A 16,403-nucleotide genomic window follows, 5' to 3' on the forward strand; every position below is an offset into this window, starting at 1 on the left:
GCCGACGCCGGCGACCACCGGCTGGATCTGCTTCAACAGGGCGAGATCTGCATCGGACGAACCCATGTGCGTTTCCTTTCGACGTCCCCGGACCCGGCGTCCGGGGAGGATGATCCACCAACTGCCGCGTTGACAGGGTGGGCGATGCGGCTACCCCGAGTGGGGCCGCAAGAAGGTGCGTCAGTTGCGAACGAGAGGTTCGAGAGCCGTATCGCGCTGGTGCGTCGATACGACTTGGTGCACCTCTGCAACCTACCAAGCTCGCGACGCGACTGACAACTGTTGTCCGACAGTATCTTTCAGATCACACTGCGGGTGCGTCATGCCAGGGTGCGCATGAGCAGGACACTGCCGGCGACGAGGATGACCGCGGAGGTCAGCCTGCGCGCACGATCGACCGACACCCGGTGAGCGACCCGCCCGCCCACCGCGCCACCGAGGAGCACCGCAGGCGCAAGAGCAGCCGCCGTACCCCAGTCCGAGCCGTCCACATCACCCGTCGCCTGCAGCATCGTCAGCGAAACAGCGGACACTGCAAGGAAATACGTGGACAGGGTCGCACGCAGCGCGCGCGCGTCGAGAGGCCGGTAGACGAGGGCCAACGGCGGTCCGGGCAACGCCGCCACGGCACCCATCAACCCACCGGCGGCCCCCGCCCCCACCATGACCAACTTCCGCTGCGGCAGTGACGCTCCCGCGAAAGCGGCGACCGCGGCGCCGATCGAGAGTGCCGCCGTCGCGACCGTGAGGACGGTGCGGTCGGCAACGGCCGTCAGCCACACCCCCAGGGCTACGCCTGGAAGCATTGCGACACAGAGCAGGACGGTCGTCGACCGGTCCCAGTGCCGGCCGTCGCGCCACACCACCGACGCCATGGCGACGATGGTGAGAACGAGCAGCGGGCCGGGCACCAGATCCGGGTCGATCATCAGCAACACCGGAGCCGAAACCAGCCCGAACCCGGACCCTGTCACCGATTGCAGCATCGACGCGACGACGAGCACCGCGATCGCGGCGACAAGGGACGACATGACGGGCCGCCCGCGTCCTCAGTGCCCGAGCCCGCGGGCGACACAGGCCTCCGCGACCCTGGCCACCGCGCGGTCCATCGCTGCCGCGCGCAACCCGGTCCCGTCGGCACTCGCCCGCTCGACCACCTGTCGCCAGACGTCGGTCATCCGGGCGTCGAGCCGACTGCGAACCTCGTCGGCGCTCCACCACAGTCCCTGCTGGGCCTGCACCCACTCGAAGTATGACACCACCACGCCGCCTGCGTTGGCGAGGATGTCGGGAACCACGAGAACACCCGCATCGTCGAGCATGTCACCGGCGGTGGCAGTGATCGGACCGTTGGCACCCTCCACGATCACGTTCGCCCGCACCTGCCGGACGTTGCCCTCGTGGATGATCCGCTCGACCGACGCCGGCACGAGCAGGTCCACCTCGAGGCCGAGGACGGCGTCGGCGGTCGGGAGGGGGTCCGCCTTCCCGTAGCCGAACACCGACCCCGTCTCGGCGACGTGACGGCGCAGGTCCGGGACGTCGAGCCCGTTCCCGTTCCACACCGCCCCGAAGCGATCCGCGACGGCGACCACCCGGTGGCCCGCCTGATGCAGGAGCGTCGCGGTCCAGGCACCGACGTTGCCGAAGCCGTGCACGGCGACGGTCACCCCGCCGTGGTTCATGCCCACGTGTTTCAGCGCCAGGTCCGCCACGTGCGCGACGCCGTGCGCAGTCGCGGACACCCGCCCCTGGGAACCACCGAGAGCCAACGGCTTTCCCGTCACCACGCCCGGAACGGCCCGGCCCGCGGTCGTGGAGAAGGCGTCCATGATCCAGGCCATCGTCCGCTCGTCCGTCCCCACGTCGGGAGCCGGGATGTCGGTGTCGGGACCGATGATGGGACCGATCCCGCTGACGAAGTTGCGCGTGACCCGTTCCAGTTCGTCGGCGCTACAGGTGGAGGGGTCCACCGTCACGCCGCCCTTGGCGCCCCCGTACGGGATGTCGAGCAGCGCACACTTCCACGTCATCCACATGGCCAGCGCCCGTATCTCGTTCAGGTCCACCAGTGGGCTGTAGCGGATGCCGCCCTTACCGGGACCACGGGCCAGGTTGTGCTGCACACGGTGTCCGGTCAGCATCTCGACGCGACCGTCGTCGCGCACCAGGGGTACGGCGACGGACATCTCACGCCGAGGATGCTGCAGCACCGACCGCACACCCGGCTCCAACGCCAGCCTGTCGGCGGACGCGCGGTACCGGGTCAACGCGTCCTCGTACGGACCCGAGGTCCGCTCGAACACGTCGACGACGGTCATCGCGCACCCACCGTGTGGGAGTCGGCGACGTCCAGCGCCAGGTCGAGGATGCGGAGTGCCTCCGTCACCTCGCCCGGGGTGACGACACACGGCGGGACGATGTGCAGCCGGTGGTACTGGTTGAACACGAGCAGGCCGTTCTCGCGAGCCGCGGCAAGGGTTTCCCCGATTGCAGGGCTCGTTCCGCCGTACGGCGCCAGCGGCTCCTTGGTCTCACGGTCGCGGACGAGCTCGACGCCCCAGAACACACCGAGACCACGGACCTCGCCGACGCTCGGGTGTTTCTCGGCGAGTGCACGGAGCCCCGGGCCCAGGACGTCGCGGCCGACGGCTGCGGCGTTCTCGACGATGCCCTCGTCACGCATCGTCTCGATGGTCGCGACGGCCGCCGCACACGCGAGCGGATGCCCCGAGTAGGTCAGGCCACCCTGGTACACCCGCTCGTCGAAGGTCGCGGCGATGCGGTCACCGACGATGACACCGCCGAGCGGCACGTAGCCGGAGTTCACCCCCTTCGCGAAGGTGATGAGGTCGGGGGTGACGTCGTAGTGGTCGACCGCGAGCCAGGCGCCGGTGCGTCCGAAGCCGGCCATGACCTCGTCGCAGATCATGACGATGCCGTAGCGGTCGCAGATCTCGCGCACACCGGGCAGGTAGCCGGGCGGCGGCGGCATGATGCCGGAGGTGCCGGGCACAGTTTCGAGCAGGATCGCGGCGAACGCCTCCGGGCCCTCGAACCGGATCAGGGACTCGAGGTGCTCGAGTGCGCGCTCGCACTCCTGATCCTCTGTCTCCGAGTGGAATTCGGATCGGTACAGGAACGGGGCATGGAAGTGGACGGCGCCCGCGCTGCCGTAGTCGTTGACCCAGCGACGGTGGTCGCCGGAGAAGTTGATGGTCTCGGCAGTGGCGCCGTGGTAGGAGCGGAATGCCGAGAGCACCTTGTACCTGCCGGTGTGGAGGCGCGCCATCCGTACCGCGTGCTCGTTGGCGTCGGCGCCGCCGTTGGTGAAGAACACCTTCTCCATGCCGTCCGGGGCGACCTCGGCGACCAGGCGTGCAGCCTCCGACCGCGCCGCATTGGCATGGGCGGGCGCGATCGTGCACAGCGTCGCAGCCTGCTCCTGGATCGCGGCGATCACGCGCGGATGCTGGTGACCGATGTTGGTGAACACCAGCTGGGAGGTGAAGTCGAGGTATTCGCGTCCGTCACCGTCGTACAGCCGACATCCCTCGGCGCGCTCGACAACCATGGGGCGCAACGCCTTCTGCGCGGACCAGGAATGGAAGACGTGCGCACGATCGTTCTCGTAGGTCATGTGTGCGGTGGAGATGACTGGCGCGGCCACGGGCCCTCCTCGATCGACGAACTTGAGACCACTCCACTGTGGGACGAGTCGGCTCGAGCCACCAGAGCCAGAGAACGCCCCGAATCCGGGGGCCAGCAACACGGTTACAACTGGCACCATCGACACGCCCGCCCTGTGGCACTTCCGGACCGGCCAGATGCGGGACACGATCTGTGCCATGAGCGAACTCACCAACCCCAGCGACAACCCGAATTCGGTAGTGGCGGAGCCGCACATCCCGGTGGCGGTGGTCACCGGAGCGAGCAGTGGCATCGGCGCCGCGACCGTCCGGCACCTGAGCAAGCTCGGATACCAGGTCGTCATGGGTGCCCGCCGCCTCGACCGACTCGAGGCCGTCGCCGACGAGACGGGCGCGACCGCGCTGCACCTGGACGTGACGGACAAGGATTCGGTCGACGCGTTCTGCGCCGCGATCCCCCGCTGCGACGTCCTCGTCAACAACGCCGGCGGCGCGCTCGGCGCCGACTCGATCGACAGCGCCGACGAAGCCGACTGGCTCGCAATGTACGACGTGAACGTGCTCGGCGTGCTGCGTGTCACCCAAGGTCTGCTACCTCGGCTGCGCGAGAGCGGCAACGCCACCGTGGTGACCATCGGGTCCATCGCGGCGCGCGAGCCGTACCTCGGCGGCGGTGGCTACAACGCCGCCAAGCACGCGGTCGGTGCACTGACCCGGGTGCTGCGCCTGGAGCTGCTCGGCGAGCCGATCCGGGTCTGCCAGATCGATCCGGGACTGGTCGAGACGGAGTTCTCGGTGGTCAGGTTCCGCGGCGACCAGGATCGCGCGGACGCCGTCTACGAAGGTCTCGATCCACTCACCGCCGACGACATCGCCGAGTGCGTCACGTGGATCGTCTCCCGTCCGGCGCACGTGAACATCGACTCGATGCTGGTGCTCACCCGTGACCAGACGTCGGCGCAGCGCGTGCACCGCCGCACCGCCTGACCTGCGTCGACGCAGCCCGTCAGCGTCGCCTCGTGCCCGCCGCCGACGAAGTCGGCGGGCGCGGGGCGATTCCATGACGTACGCCACAGAGTCCGTACTGGAACTTTCGTTGTAACAATCAAGTGCAATTCTCCTGGTGCCAGTTCGAACCAGGGAGGTAGCGATGTCCGAGACAACGGGGACGATGCCGATCTATCGGCGGGTGCGTTCCCTGATGGAGGAACGCCTCGCCGCCGGGGTGTACGACGGCGGCCGACCGCTGCCGTCCACCCGCTTTCTGGCCCAGGAACTCGGGGTCTCTCGCAACACCGTCACCGCCGCCTATGACGAACTGATCGCGCTCGGCGTGATCGAGAGCCGACCGCGCAGCGGCCTCTATGCCGCAGCCCCGCTCTCCCCGCGCGGCGCCGCCCCCGCGGCCGCGACGTCACCCGTCCGCTCCCCCGCCGCGTCGTCCCGCGGCGACGTGGACTGGTCCGCCGTCCTGCGTGTCCGGCAGGCCCCCGAACTGACCCGGACCCTCGGTCACCCCGACGCGTTCGACCACCCGTACCCGTTCATCAGTTCCCAGCCCGAACTCCGATCCTTCCCCGTGCGGGCCTGGATGCGCGCGATGAACGACGCCATGACCGGACCACACCTGCGCTACAGCATCCGCGACGCCGTCGACGAGAACGACCCACTGCTCGTCGAGGCACTGTGCAGCGAGATCCTGCCGTCCCGCGGCATCACGGCCACCCCCGACCAGATCCTCGTCACCAGCGGTGCGCAACAGGGCCTTTCGCTCGTGACGGACGTCCTTCTCGGGTCCGACCGGGTGATCGGCGTGGAGAACCCCGGCTACCTCGACGCCATGCACATCTTCGCGCGGTCCGGGGCGGCGCTGCTGCCGATCCCCGTCGACTCCCGCGGCGCCGCGATCGACACAGCCGGCCACTTCGACGCCGTGTACCTGACCCCGTCACACCATCACCCGACGAACGTCACCCTCAGCCTGCCGCGACGGAAACTGCTGCTGCAGTTGCTCGATCAGCGCAACGGCTTCGCCATCGAGGACGACTACGACAGCGAGTTCCGGTTCCGCGGACGCCCCACACCGTCGCTGAAGTCGATGGACACCAGCGGCCGGGTGATCTACCTCGGTTCCTTCTCGAAGTTCCTCTCCGCCGGCCTGCGCATCGGGTTCGTCGTCGCCGACCCCGTTGTGATCGAGGCGCTCCGCGCGGAGCGGCACCACCGGACCAAACACCTTCCTGGCCAGATCCAGCGCGCCCTCGGACTGTTCATCCAGTCCGGCGAGTACCACAAGGTGCTGCGGGCACAGCGCCGCCGGCTCAAGCAGAACTGGTCGATCATCACCTCCGCCACCGCGAAGTACCTCCCCGCAGGCAATCAGGAATCTTTTCCCCCTGGCGGAGTGTGTATCTGGTACCGGGGGCCGGAGTGGCTCGATGCAGCAGAGCTCGCCGACCGAGCCCTCGAACACGGCATCCTCGTCGCCGACGGATCCCGCTACTACCTGCGGGGAACCGAGCAGAAGAACTGTCTCCGACTCGGATTCGGCTCCATCAGGCAGGAGGCGATCGAACCCGGGATCGCACGGCTCGGCGAACTGATACGTGAGTCGTCACGGGGCATCGCCTCCTGATCCGGGACGCCGCCTGCGTCCGAGGGTTGTGGCGACCCCCACGTTCGGGGACGACGGGTCCGACCGTGGGCCAGTTCACGCCCAACCATGATCAGGGAACATTCCCGACACATGACGGCGCCGGAACCGCACGGGACGACCGAATCGTGCCTGTTCGGCAGCAGATGTTAACGACAGGAAACGCTTTCGCTCCCACCGCATGACAACTGGATCGGGAATCCGCTCGATTTCCTGGTCCTTGTCGGTTTCAGTGGGTCCAGCGACGATTTCAAGCGAATCAAGTTCCACGACAACGGGAGACGCGCGACATGACATCCTATTTGGTACGGAGAATCGGGACGGCGGTGATGGTCATCGTCGCGCTCTCGTTCATCGCGTTCGGCATGGTGCGACTGATCCCCGGTGATCCCGCGATGGTGTACCTCAACGTCAACGACCCCTCCCCGGAAGCGCTCGCCCAGATCCGGAGCGAACTCGGTCTGGACCGGTCCTGGTTCGTGCAGTACTGGGACTGGATGAGCGGCATCCTCACCGGCGACCTCGGTTCCTCCCTCACCCGGCCGTACGAGATCGGGGAACAGCTCGCCACCCGGCTGCCTGCGAGTCTGCAGCTCGCCGTCTGCGCGATGATCGTCGCCGTCGCCCTCGGTGTCCCCGCCGGCGTCATCGCCGCGGTCCGCTCCGGCCGTCCCGCCGACGCCGCCATCCGCGGCACCTCGTTCGTCCTGCTGGCGATCCCCGCGTTCGTCATCGGCACCGTCGTGATCCTGGTGAACTCGATGACTCTGAAGCTTCCCCTCGTCGGCTACGTGCCCTTGAGTGAAGGCGTGTTCCGGTCCATCGCCTCCATCGCGGTCCCCGTCGTCGTCCTGGCCCTGTCGATGGGATCCATGCTCGCCCGCTACACCCGCAACACCGTCATCGACGCCCTCGCCCAGGACTACGTCCGCACCGCCCGCGCCAAGGGCGCCTCCAGCACCCGCATCGTCATCCGGCACACCCTCCGCAACGGACTGATCCCGGTCGTCACCATCATCGGCGTCCAGCTCGGCGCCCTGATCGGCGGCACCATCGTCGTCGAGAACGTGTTCGCCATCCCCGGGATGGGCAGCATGCTCGTCGAGTCGATCAACTCCACCGACTACCCCGTCATCCAGACCTGCGTCCTCGTGCTCGGCGCCATCTACGTCACCATCAACCTCGCGGTCGACCTGCTGTACCCGCTGATCGACCCCCGAATCAGGGCTGTGAGCTGACCATGACCGCACTGACAACCACCCGCACCCCGGTCGCGAACCCGCTGCGCACCATCACCTTCCGCTTCCGACTGCCCTCCGCACTCGGCTGGGGCGTCGGCCTCCTCGCCGCCCTCGTCGTCGGCTCGATCCTCATCCCCCTGGTCAGCCCCTACGAGGTCACCACCATCGGTGACACCCCGTTCGGCGGAATCAGCGCCGAGCACTGGCTCGGCACCGACAACCTCGGCCGCGACAACCTCACCCGACTCGCCTCCGCCGCCCAGGTCGCCCTCATCGTCTCGTTCTTCGCGACCGCCATCGCCGCCGTCATCGGCTCCGCCATCGGCATCGCCGCCGGCTACCTCGGCGGCATGGTCGACAACATCGTCATGCGCCTCGTCGACGTCCTGCTCGCCATCCCCGCCGTGCTCCTCGCACTGCTCGCAGGCGCCGTCTTCGGGCACGGCATGGTCCCCCTGATCCTCGCCCTCGCCCTCATCGCCACCCCCGGCTTCGCCCGGCTCATGCGGGCCCCGATCATGGCACTGAAGGAACGCGACTTCGTCGTCGCCGCCGAGGTCGCCGGTGTCCGCCGCCCGCAGATCGCGATCCGGCACCTGCTCCCCAACGCCCTCACCCCGCTGTTCGTGCAGTTCGCGTCCACCGCATCACTGATGGTGCTCCTCGAATCGACACTCAGCTTCCTCGGCCAGGGCATCGCCCCGCCCGACCCGAGCGCCGGCCGCATGATCTCCGACGCCATCCGGTTCATGCAGCGAGACCCGATGCTGATCCTGCTGCCCGCCGCGCTGATCGTCGTGGTCACCATCGCCTGGAACCTCATCGCCGACGGCCTGCAGAACAAGTTCTCCCCGCAGGGCGGGGCCCTGCGCATCGCCGTCGGACCGGAACGCCCCCTCGTCCGCCGTGCCGACGTCGTCGTCGCCCCCGCCACCACCACGACCCCGAACCTGACTTCCGGGAAGGAGTCGACCCGATGAACATCACCCGACGATGGAAGGCGACGGTCGTCGCCCTGACCGCGGCAGTGACCGTCGGACTCACCGGCTGCGCCGCCAACTCCGGACGCGCTCTCCCCGCCGAGACCCCGGTCGCCGGAGGCGTCCTCGAGTACGGCACCGACGTCCAGCCGACCGCCGGCGGCCTCGACCCCTTCCTGGCCTCGTCCTTCGCAGCACAGAACGTCCTCGTCCAGGTCTACGAGTCGCTGCTCACCCGCGGCGACGACGGCAGCTACCAGCCGGGGCTCGCCGAGTCCTGGGAGCAGACCAGCCCGGTGTCCTATCGGTTCACGCTGCGCCCCGACGCCAAGTTCAGCGACGGGACGCCGGTCACCTCCGAGGACGTCGTCTTCTCCTTCAACCAGATGCGCGGCACCACCGCGCCGCAGCGCACCATGCTCGGCACACTCACGGACGTCGTGGCCCTCGGTCCGCTCGACATCCAGTTCACGCTCACGGCACCGAGCGGCACCTTCATGAACGTGGTGTCGGCCCGCAGCGGCGGACTCATCGCCTCCAAGGAGTGGTACGAGTCCACCCCGCCGCAGGTGCGCCAGCGCACCGCGATGGGCTCGGGTCCGTTCCAGCTGACGAACTGGCAGGACCAGGTGGTCATCTCGCTGGCCCGCAACCCGCACTACTGGGATGCGCCGCGGCCCTACCTCGACGGCATCAACTTCCGGATCGTCCCCGACGCGCAGGCCCGGATGGCGCTGCTGCGGCAGGGCAGCGTCGACGCGATCTGGCTCGCGGACCCGCAACTCGGTGAGCAGGCAGAGTCCGAGGGCTTCCTGATGGGCGCCAACGCCGAGACCCGCGCGCTGACGATGCTGGTCGACTCCACCACCGGTCCGATGGCAAATCCGCTGGTGCGGCAGGCTCTCTCGAAGGCCCTCAACCGCGAACAGATCGCGAACCTCGCCACCTACGGGTACGGGAAGCCGTCGCTGACGGTGCCGGTCGGCGACCCCGCCGCCGTCGCACCGGACGCGAACACCCCGAACTACACCTACGACCCGGAGGGCGCCCGCGCCCTGCTCGCCGAGGCCGGCGTCGAGAATGTCACGATCGGGTTGACCTACGCCGGTGACGCGGCGTTCAGCCAGGACACCTCCACCTACGAGGTCATGCAGGAACAGCTCTCCCGGGTCGGGATCAACCTCGACCTGCGTCCGCTCCCGTGGGCCGATGTGATGCAACGGGTGATGGGCGGCACGTACAGCGACCTGATCGCGGTGCCGATGCCGGCGAGCGCGGACCCGGCGATGTCCTTCGCGTTCTTCCTCTCCCCCGGAATCCCCAGCAACAAGACCGGCGCCTCGGGCGCAGATGCCACCAAGCTGTTCGGAAAGCTGATGGCGGTGGCCGAGCCACAGGCCCGCCGCGCATTGCTCGCCGAACTGGAGACCGAGGTCGCGGACCAGGTGCTGGTCCTCACCCCGTACGCGGTCACCCTCCGTCAAGAGATCTGGTCCCCGCACCTCGCCGGATACTCACCCGACACCTACTCGTTCCGTTACCGCCTCGCCGAAAGCTGGATGGAATCATGAACGTAGCCACCGAAATTCGCCCGACCTTCGACACCGACGTCCGTACCGCCGAACCGTGCCTGGCCGTCGACGGCCTCGACATCGCCTACGGCACCGGCACCCCCGTCGTCTCCGACTTCTCGCTCACCGTCGCCCCCGGCGAAACGGTCGGCCTGATCGGCGAATCGGGTTGCGGCAAGTCCAGTGTCGGCCTCGCCCTGCTCGGGCTGCTCCCCGATTCCGCTCAGGTCAGTGCCCGCACCCTCGACATCGCCGGGCAGGATGTTCTCGGCGCCACGGACCGCGACTTCCAGAAGTTGCGTGGACGGGAGATCGGCATGATCTTCCAGGAGCCGATGTCCGCGCTGAACCCGTGCACCCGCATCGGCATCCAGATCGCCGAGGTGCTGCGGCTGCACGGCCTCGCCGACAAGAAGACGGCGCAGGCGCGGGCCCTGGAATTGCTCCAGCTCGTGCAGGTTCCGGAGCCGGAACTGCGGATGAAGCAGTTCCCGCACCAGCTCTCCGGCGGCATGAGGCAGCGCATCGTCATCGCGATGGCACTCGCCGCCCGGCCGAAGGTCCTCGTCGCCGACGAGCCCACCACGGCACTCGACGTCACCGTCCAGGCGCAGATCCTGCGTCTGCTCGCCCAGATCCAGCAGGACTCGGGAGCCGGCATGGTCCTGATCTCCCACGACCTCGGTGTCATCGCCGAGACCTGCGACCGCGTGGTGGTCATGTACGCCGGCCAGATCATCGAGCAGGGCACCCCCGAGGCGGTGCTGTCCGCACCGGCGCACCCGTACACCGCCGGACTGCTCGCCAGCATCCCCACCCTCGCCGGCGACCACGCCGGCGACCTGCCCACCATCCCCGGCGGCATCGCCGCCGAGGACCGCGCGCGCCCCGGCTGCCGCTTCGCCCCCCGCTGCGCACTCGCCGGACCGGAATGCGAGGCGCCGCTCCCCCTGGAGGCCCTGACCGGCAGTCACGACGTCCGTTGCGTGAAATCGCTGGTGCCCGTGGGCTACTCCGCCGCAATCGACGAGTGAGGACCTGACATGAACGAGACACCCGGTGGTCGCCACGACTACCTGCTCAGCTTCGAGGGGATCCGGCAGGACTTCACCGCCCGCGGCGGCAACGCCGTCCGCGCCATCGACGACATCACACTCAACGTCGTCCGCGGCGAAACCCTCGGCATCGTCGGGGAATCCGGCTGCGGCAAGAGCACCCTCGCCCGCGCCGCGATGCTGCTCCGCAAACCCACCGACGGCCGCATCATCTTCGACGACACCGTCGTCACCGACCTGCGCGGCGCCGCACTGCGCAAGCAGCGCATGCGGATGCAGATGGTGTTCCAGGACCCCAACGACTCCCTCGACCCCCGCTACCGCATCGACCGATCCATCATGGAGCCCCTGCTCGCCGGCGGCCGGCCCCGCGGCGAGGCCCGCCGGGACATGGAGTCGGCCCTGGTCTCCGCGGGCCTCGACCCCGAGGTCGCGAGCCGTCACCCTCACGAGTTCTCCGGCGGCCAGCGTCAGCGCATCGCGATCGCGCGGGCCATCGCCGCCCACCCCGAGTTCATCGTCCTCGACGAACCGACCTCGGCACTGGACGTGTCGATCCAGGCCCAGATCCTCAACCTCCTCGCCCGGCTGCAACGCGAGGAGAACCTGACCTACATGTTCATCTCCCACAACCTCGCCGTCGTGCGGCACCTCGCCACCCGCGTCGCGGTCATGTACCTCGGCCGCATCGTCGAGGTCGGCACCACCGAGGAAGTGTTCGGCAACCCCCAGCACCCCTACACCAAGGCGCTGCTCTCCGCAGTCCCCGACCCGAACCGCCCGGCCACCCCGATCGTGCTCGACGGTGATCTGCCCAGCCCACGCCAGCGCTACACCGGCTGCGCGTTCGCCAGCCGCTGCTGGCTCGCCACGGACGCATGCCGCACCGCCAAGCCCACACTCGACGACCACACCGACTCACAGGGCGCGCACTTGTCCGCATGCCACCACGCGGACCGGGTCTCCGAAGATCTCGTGCCGGCACTCGCCGGCTGAACCGACACGTCAACCACCAGTCAAGACCACCGAAGGGACAACGAACATGACTTCCGAGCCCACGATCATCTACCCCGCCGCGCTGGTGCGGACCATGGACCCAGCCCGACCGACGGCCGAGGCGGTCGCTGTGCGCGGCAACAGAATTCGTGCTGTCGGCACGGTCGAGGAGCTGCAGACCTACCCGAACACGGTGATCGACGACCGCTACGCCGACCGCGTCATCGTCCCCGGCTTCGTCGAGGCGCACAGCCACAACTTCGGCGGTGCGCTGTGGAACCTCACCTATGTCGGCCGCTTCGAGCGGGTGTCCCCGGACGGCCGCCGCTGGCCGGGTTGTGAATCCGTGGACGAGATCCTGGAGCGGCTGCGTGCGATCGCATCCGAGATGCCCGACGACGGGTCACCGCTGCTGGCGTGGGGCCTCGACCCGATCTACTACCCGGGCTTCGAGGTGACCGCGACGGAGCTCGACACCGTCTCCACGACCCGTCCGATCGTCGTCATGCACGCGAGCGGCCATCTCTCCGTGGTCAACTCGTTCGCACTGGCCGAATCGGAGATCACCGCCGCCACCGACGTGATCGGCGTCCGCAAGCACGCCGACGGCACCCCGACGGGCGTGCTCGCCGAGCCCGCCGCGATGTCCCTCGTCAAGGCGTCCGCGATCGAGATGGCTCGAGGCGTGAGCGCGACCACCTTCGAGAACTTCGCCGCAGACGCCGTCAACCAGGGTGTCACCACCGCCACCGATCTCGGGTCCGCGATCGTGTACGACGACGCTCAGCTCGCCGAACTGACGTCCATCGTCGACGACTCGTTCCCGATGCGAGTGTCCACCTTCGGCTTCGGCAGCATGCCCGGCATGGGCGCGCCGACGAACGCCGCCGAGCGGGTCGCCGCGATCCGGGACCGCAGCACCGACCGCCTGCGCCTCGGGCACGTGAAGCTCATCCTCGACGGCTCGATCCAGGGTTTCACCGCCCGACTGCAGGAGCCCGGCTACTACAACGACGCGCCGAACGGCATCTGGGTCACCGACCCCGCCGCCTTCGAGCAGGCATTCGGCGAGTTCCACCGCGCCGGACTGACCATCCACGTGCACTGCAACGGCGACCAGGCCACCCAGGTGTTCATCGAGGTCCTCGAACGCACCCTCGCGCAGTACCCCCGCTGGGACCACCGGCACACCGTCACCCACTCCCAGCTCACCACCGCAGCCCAGTACAAGCGCCTCGCCGCGCTCGGTGCCTGCGCGAACATCTTCTCCAACCACATCTGGACCTGGGGCGACCAGCACCGCGACTCCATCCTCGGACCCGACCGCGCCTCCCGGATGAACGCCGCCGCCACCGCCCTGCGCTGCGGTGTCCCGTTCACCCTGCACAGCGACACCCCCGTCACCCCGCTCGGCCCGCTGCAGACGATGAAGCACGCCGTCACCCGCCTCACCCCGTCCGGCCGGGTACTCGGTGCCGAGGAGCGGATCACCGCCGAACAGGCCCTGCACGCCGTCACCCTGGGCGGCGCGTACACCTTGAAGATGGACCACGAGGTCGGGTCCATCGAGGCAGGAAAGCTCGCCGACTTCGCCATCCTCGACGCGGATCCGCTCGCGGTACCCGAGGCCGAGATCGGCGAGATCACCGTCTTCGGAACGGTCGTCGGCGGAGCCCACTACGCCGCCGCCGCGGCCCCGGCGCTGGTCGGCTGACATGGCGGCCACGGTGACGGTGCTCGGGGGCTACCTCGGCACCGGGAAGACAACCCTCCTCAACGGACTGCTCCGCTCCGCGAACGGACAGCGGATCGCGGTGGTGGTCAACGACTTCGGCTCGATCAACATCGACGCCGAACTCATCCGGTCGACGACCGACGACACCATCGAACTGTCCAACGGCTGCGTCTGCTGCAGCCTCGCGGACGGCGCCGCGGCGGTGATGACACAGCTCGCGCAGCGCACCGACCTCGACCACGTCGTCGTCGAGCTCAGCGGTGTCGCGATGCCGTCGTCCATGACGAGCTGGGGAACCTTCCCGGGGCTGGCCCCCGGCCCCACCGTGGTCTGCGTCGACCCCGGCACCCTCGCCACCCGGCTGCGCGACCCGTACGTCGGTGACGTCGTCGCCGCGCAGCTCCGGGCGGCCGACCTGCTCGCCATCACCCACACCGACCTGCACGAAGACGCTGCGATCGCCGCCGCGGACGTGGTGTGCGACGACAAGGCACCCGGTATCCCCCGGGTCTCGGTCGCCGCGGGAGCGACCACCGTGGATGCGTTGATCGCCGCCGCGACATCGCGCGAGGCACCGGACACCGAGCCGCCGCCCGAGCCGGTGTCGACGCATCGCACCGTCACCCTGACCACTCGACGGACAGTCGATCGGGCGGCGCTCGCCGCGGTCCTCGCCGAGGCACCGAGCAGCCTGGTGCGGGCGAAGGGCTTCATCCGCACCCCCGAGGAACCTCACCGCCGGACCGTCGTCCAGTACGTGCGACCGGACCTGAGGTTCACCGACGGGGACGCGCGGAACGCGGAAGCGGACGAGTCGGTGCTCGTCGTCATCGCGGCGGGATCGGAATCCGATCCGGAGCCGTGGTCGGCTCTGCAGGAACTGTTCGACTGAGGCCGGGGTGAACCTGCCCCGGACAGGGGTTCGGTCGGGATCGTAGCGATGAATCGCGGTCCCGACCGGATCTCTGCTTCTCGGGTACTTCGAACTCTCCCGTTCGCACTTCCCCGATCCGCACCTTCGACGGTACGCCGACCCCGAACACGCGGCAATAGTTCCTGAACAGGAAATTCTCGACATTCGTCCAGGGCCGGAGAGCCAATCGCCGAGCAGCACGGCCACCGCGGCACCAACCCCGAAACCGGCCATGGCGAACAGTGATTCGAGACCGAGCAGGGCCATGACCGAGGCAGCCATTCCCCAGGGACATGCCGAGGCTGGTTGCGACCTAGTCGCCGGACAGGGATCCGGTCCCATATCGGAGGAGGTCGATGAGAGCGAAGCCCGGCTGCCTGTGCTTACGCCAGGCGCCGGTCAGTCGACGCCCAAGGCAGGTGCGGCCGGGAAAGAGGCGGCTCAGGGCCACGGCCGGGATGATGCAGTGGATGACATCGACCGATCGGGGTCATCCACCCAACGGTTGCGAGTCAGTGGTCGCAACAGTCATGCCTGGCAGGCGCAGTGTGCACCGCGGTGCCAGCGGTCGGCGCGGGGCAACAGCTGTCGCCATTCCATGCGCTGACACCTTCCCTCACGGCGATTGCCGCGATGATCAGGCCCGCCATCGGGTCGGCCCACACCCACCCGAACAGACTGTTGAGCAGCAGCCCGGCCAGCAGCACCGCGGACAGGTACGTGCACAGCAAGGTCTGCTTGGAGTCGGCGACTGCGGAGAGTGAGCCGAGTTCGCGACCCGCTCGACGCTGCGCCCACGACAGCACCGGCATGATCAGCAGACTGACGGCAGCCAGAACGATCCCGACACCCGAGTGTTCGGCTTCGCCGACACCGACCAGTGCCCGGACCGACTCGACCGTCACATACGTGGCCAGGCCGAAGAACGAGAACGCAATGATGCGCAGAGCGACCCTTTCGCGCTTCTCGGGATCGACGCCGGCGAACTGCCACGCCACCGCGGCCGCGGACGACACCTCGATCACCGAATCCATCCCGAACCCGATCAGCGCAGTGGACGACACTCGCGCGCCCTCGGTGATCGCGATGACGGCTTCGATCACGTTGTAGCTGATCGTCGCGGCCACGAACCAGCGGATACGCTGCGACAGCACTCGCCGACGCTCCGTCGACAGCACCGGACGCACCATCGGCAGGCCAAGATTCGAAGACATCAGCAGCACTCGTCCCGCTCAGCATCCGGACAGCATGCCGGATCCACGGCCAACACCAGCCCGAGCAGATCGTCGAGTGCTCGCCCGATCCTCGCATCCGCCAACTCGTACCGGCTGCGCCGACCCTCCGGGACCGCCACCACCAGGCCACACCCACGTAGGCACGCGAGGTGATTCGACAGGAGCTGCCGCGACACTCCCGCCTGATCGGCCAGCTCGGCCGGGTAGCCCGGGCCCGACCGCAGGCTCAGCAGGATCTGTGTCCGCGTGCCGTCGGAGAGGGCATGACCGAAGCGGGCGAGGGCGTCTCTCTGGACCAGGGTCTCCACGGGACAGATAGTACAGAATTTTCTGTATTAAGTCAGCCATGAACAATGAGGTGGATGCGCCGGCCG

At 68.6% G+C, this 16,403-nt stretch carries 14 protein-coding genes; 9 read left to right on the forward strand and 5 right to left on the reverse strand.

Features of this window, described 5'->3' with window-relative positions; genetic code table 11:
• Positions 1–320: 320 nt before the first annotated feature.
• From ACFSJG_RS06940 to ACFSJG_RS06950, 3 genes are read right to left on the reverse strand one after another with little or no spacing between them, the layout of a single operon-like run.
• Complete coding sequence (locus ACFSJG_RS06940) at positions 321–1,031, reverse strand: sulfite exporter TauE/SafE family protein (protein ID WP_378484485.1); 711 nt, start codon at positions 1,029–1,031, stop codon at positions 321–323.
• Between the two features lie 18 nt (positions 1,032–1,049).
• Positions 1,050–2,321, reverse strand: coding sequence for a Glu/Leu/Phe/Val family dehydrogenase (locus ACFSJG_RS06945; protein WP_378484486.1), 1,272 nt, complete (start codon positions 2,319–2,321; stop codon positions 1,050–1,052).
• Entirely contained in the window at positions 2,318–3,640 is a 1,323-nt protein-coding gene (locus tag ACFSJG_RS06950; RefSeq protein WP_378485237.1) for an aspartate aminotransferase family protein, read from the reverse strand. The genes ACFSJG_RS06945 and ACFSJG_RS06950 overlap by 4 nt, the downstream gene beginning before the upstream one ends.
• Before the next feature lie 208 nt (positions 3,641–3,848).
• Here ACFSJG_RS06950 and ACFSJG_RS06955 point away from each other — a divergent pair, with 208 nt between their 5' ends.
• From ACFSJG_RS06955 to ACFSJG_RS06995, 9 genes are all read left to right on the forward strand, one after another.
• A complete protein-coding gene (locus ACFSJG_RS06955) occupies positions 3,849–4,637 on the forward strand; it encodes an SDR family NAD(P)-dependent oxidoreductase (RefSeq protein WP_378484487.1) in 789 nt (262 codons plus the stop codon).
• 163 nt (positions 4,638–4,800) lie between these two features.
• Entirely contained in the window at positions 4,801–6,285 is a 1,485-nt protein-coding gene (pdxR, locus tag ACFSJG_RS06960; protein ID WP_378484488.1) for a MocR-like pyridoxine biosynthesis transcription factor PdxR, read from the forward strand.
• A 308-nt stretch (positions 6,286–6,593) separates the two neighbouring features.
• Positions 6,594–7,541, forward strand: coding sequence for an ABC transporter permease (locus tag ACFSJG_RS06965; RefSeq protein WP_378484489.1), 948 nt, complete (start codon positions 6,594–6,596; stop codon positions 7,539–7,541).
• A gap of 2 nt (positions 7,542–7,543) precedes the next feature.
• Positions 7,544–8,524, forward strand: a complete 981-nt coding sequence (locus tag ACFSJG_RS06970) for an ABC transporter permease (protein WP_378484490.1) — start codon at positions 7,544–7,546, stop codon at positions 8,522–8,524.
• Entirely contained in the window at positions 8,521–10,095 is a 1,575-nt protein-coding gene (locus ACFSJG_RS06975) for an ABC transporter substrate-binding protein (RefSeq protein ID WP_378484491.1), read from the forward strand. The genes ACFSJG_RS06970 and ACFSJG_RS06975 overlap by 4 nt, the downstream gene beginning before the upstream one ends.
• A complete protein-coding gene (locus ACFSJG_RS06980; RefSeq protein WP_378484492.1) occupies positions 10,092–11,129 on the forward strand; it encodes an ABC transporter ATP-binding protein in 1,038 nt (345 codons plus the stop codon). Before ACFSJG_RS06975 ends, ACFSJG_RS06980 begins: the two co-directional genes overlap by 4 nt.
• 9 nt (positions 11,130–11,138) lie before the next feature.
• Complete coding sequence (locus ACFSJG_RS06985) at positions 11,139–12,146, forward strand: oligopeptide/dipeptide ABC transporter ATP-binding protein (RefSeq protein ID WP_378484493.1); 1,008 nt, start codon at positions 11,139–11,141, stop codon at positions 12,144–12,146.
• Between the two features lie 46 nt (positions 12,147–12,192).
• Positions 12,193–13,860 (forward strand): amidohydrolase, encoded by a 1,668-nt coding sequence (locus tag ACFSJG_RS06990; protein ID WP_378484494.1) that lies wholly within the window; start codon positions 12,193–12,195, stop codon positions 13,858–13,860.
• 1 nt (position 13,861) lies between these two features.
• A complete protein-coding gene (locus ACFSJG_RS06995) occupies positions 13,862–14,773 on the forward strand; it encodes a CobW family GTP-binding protein (protein WP_378484495.1) in 912 nt (303 codons plus the stop codon).
• Positions 14,774–15,306: 533 nt separating this feature from the next.
• Here the strand turns inward: ACFSJG_RS06995 and ACFSJG_RS07000 are convergent.
• Together ACFSJG_RS07000 and ACFSJG_RS07005 are read right to left on the reverse strand one after the other, a co-directional pair.
• Positions 15,307–16,008 (reverse strand): cation efflux transmembrane domain-containing protein, encoded by a 702-nt coding sequence (locus ACFSJG_RS07000; RefSeq protein WP_378484496.1) that lies wholly within the window; start codon positions 16,006–16,008, stop codon positions 15,307–15,309.
• Positions 16,008–16,337 carry an ArsR/SmtB family transcription factor gene (locus ACFSJG_RS07005; protein WP_378484497.1) on the reverse strand — a complete coding sequence of 110 codons (330 nt, stop codon included), beginning with the start codon at positions 16,335–16,337 and terminating at the stop codon, positions 16,008–16,010. The genes ACFSJG_RS07000 and ACFSJG_RS07005 overlap by 1 nt, the downstream gene beginning before the upstream one ends.
• Positions 16,338–16,403: the final 66 nt, after the last annotated feature.

This window comes from Rhodococcus gannanensis, from assembly GCF_042681175.1.
Taxonomy (GTDB): Bacteria; Actinomycetota; Actinomycetes; order Mycobacteriales; family Mycobacteriaceae; genus Rhodococcus_G; species Rhodococcus_G gannanensis.

Bases quoted from the DNA above. Each gene is read 5' to 3' on its own strand.
- ACFSJG_RS06940 (WP_378484485.1), bottom strand. From the start codon at position 1,031: ATGTCGTCCCTTGTCGCCGCGATCGCGGTGCTCGTCGTCGCGTCGATG.
- ACFSJG_RS06945 (WP_378484486.1), bottom strand. From the start codon at position 2,321: ATGACCGTCGTCGACGTGTTCGAGCGGACCTCGGGTCCGTACGAGGAC.
- ACFSJG_RS06950 (WP_378485237.1), bottom strand. From the start codon at position 3,640: ATGACCTACGAGAACGATCGTGCGCACGTCTTCCATTCCTGGTCCGCG.
- ACFSJG_RS06955 (WP_378484487.1), top strand. From the start codon at position 3,849: ATGAGCGAACTCACCAACCCCAGCGACAACCCGAATTCGGTAGTGGCG.
- pdxR (WP_378484488.1), top strand. From the start codon at position 4,801: ATGTCCGAGACAACGGGGACGATGCCGATCTATCGGCGGGTGCGTTCC.
- ACFSJG_RS06965 (WP_378484489.1), top strand. From the start codon at position 6,594: ATGACATCCTATTTGGTACGGAGAATCGGGACGGCGGTGATGGTCATC.
- ACFSJG_RS06970 (WP_378484490.1), top strand. From the start codon at position 7,544: ATGACCGCACTGACAACCACCCGCACCCCGGTCGCGAACCCGCTGCGC.
- ACFSJG_RS06975 (WP_378484491.1), top strand. From the start codon at position 8,521: ATGAACATCACCCGACGATGGAAGGCGACGGTCGTCGCCCTGACCGCG.
- ACFSJG_RS06980 (WP_378484492.1), top strand. From the start codon at position 10,092: ATGAACGTAGCCACCGAAATTCGCCCGACCTTCGACACCGACGTCCGT.
- ACFSJG_RS06985 (WP_378484493.1), top strand. From the start codon at position 11,139: ATGAACGAGACACCCGGTGGTCGCCACGACTACCTGCTCAGCTTCGAG.
- ACFSJG_RS06990 (WP_378484494.1), top strand. From the start codon at position 12,193: ATGACTTCCGAGCCCACGATCATCTACCCCGCCGCGCTGGTGCGGACC.
- ACFSJG_RS06995 (WP_378484495.1), top strand. From the start codon at position 13,862: ATGGCGGCCACGGTGACGGTGCTCGGGGGCTACCTCGGCACCGGGAAG.
- ACFSJG_RS07000 (WP_378484496.1), bottom strand. From the start codon at position 16,008: ATGTCTTCGAATCTTGGCCTGCCGATGGTGCGTCCGGTGCTGTCGACG.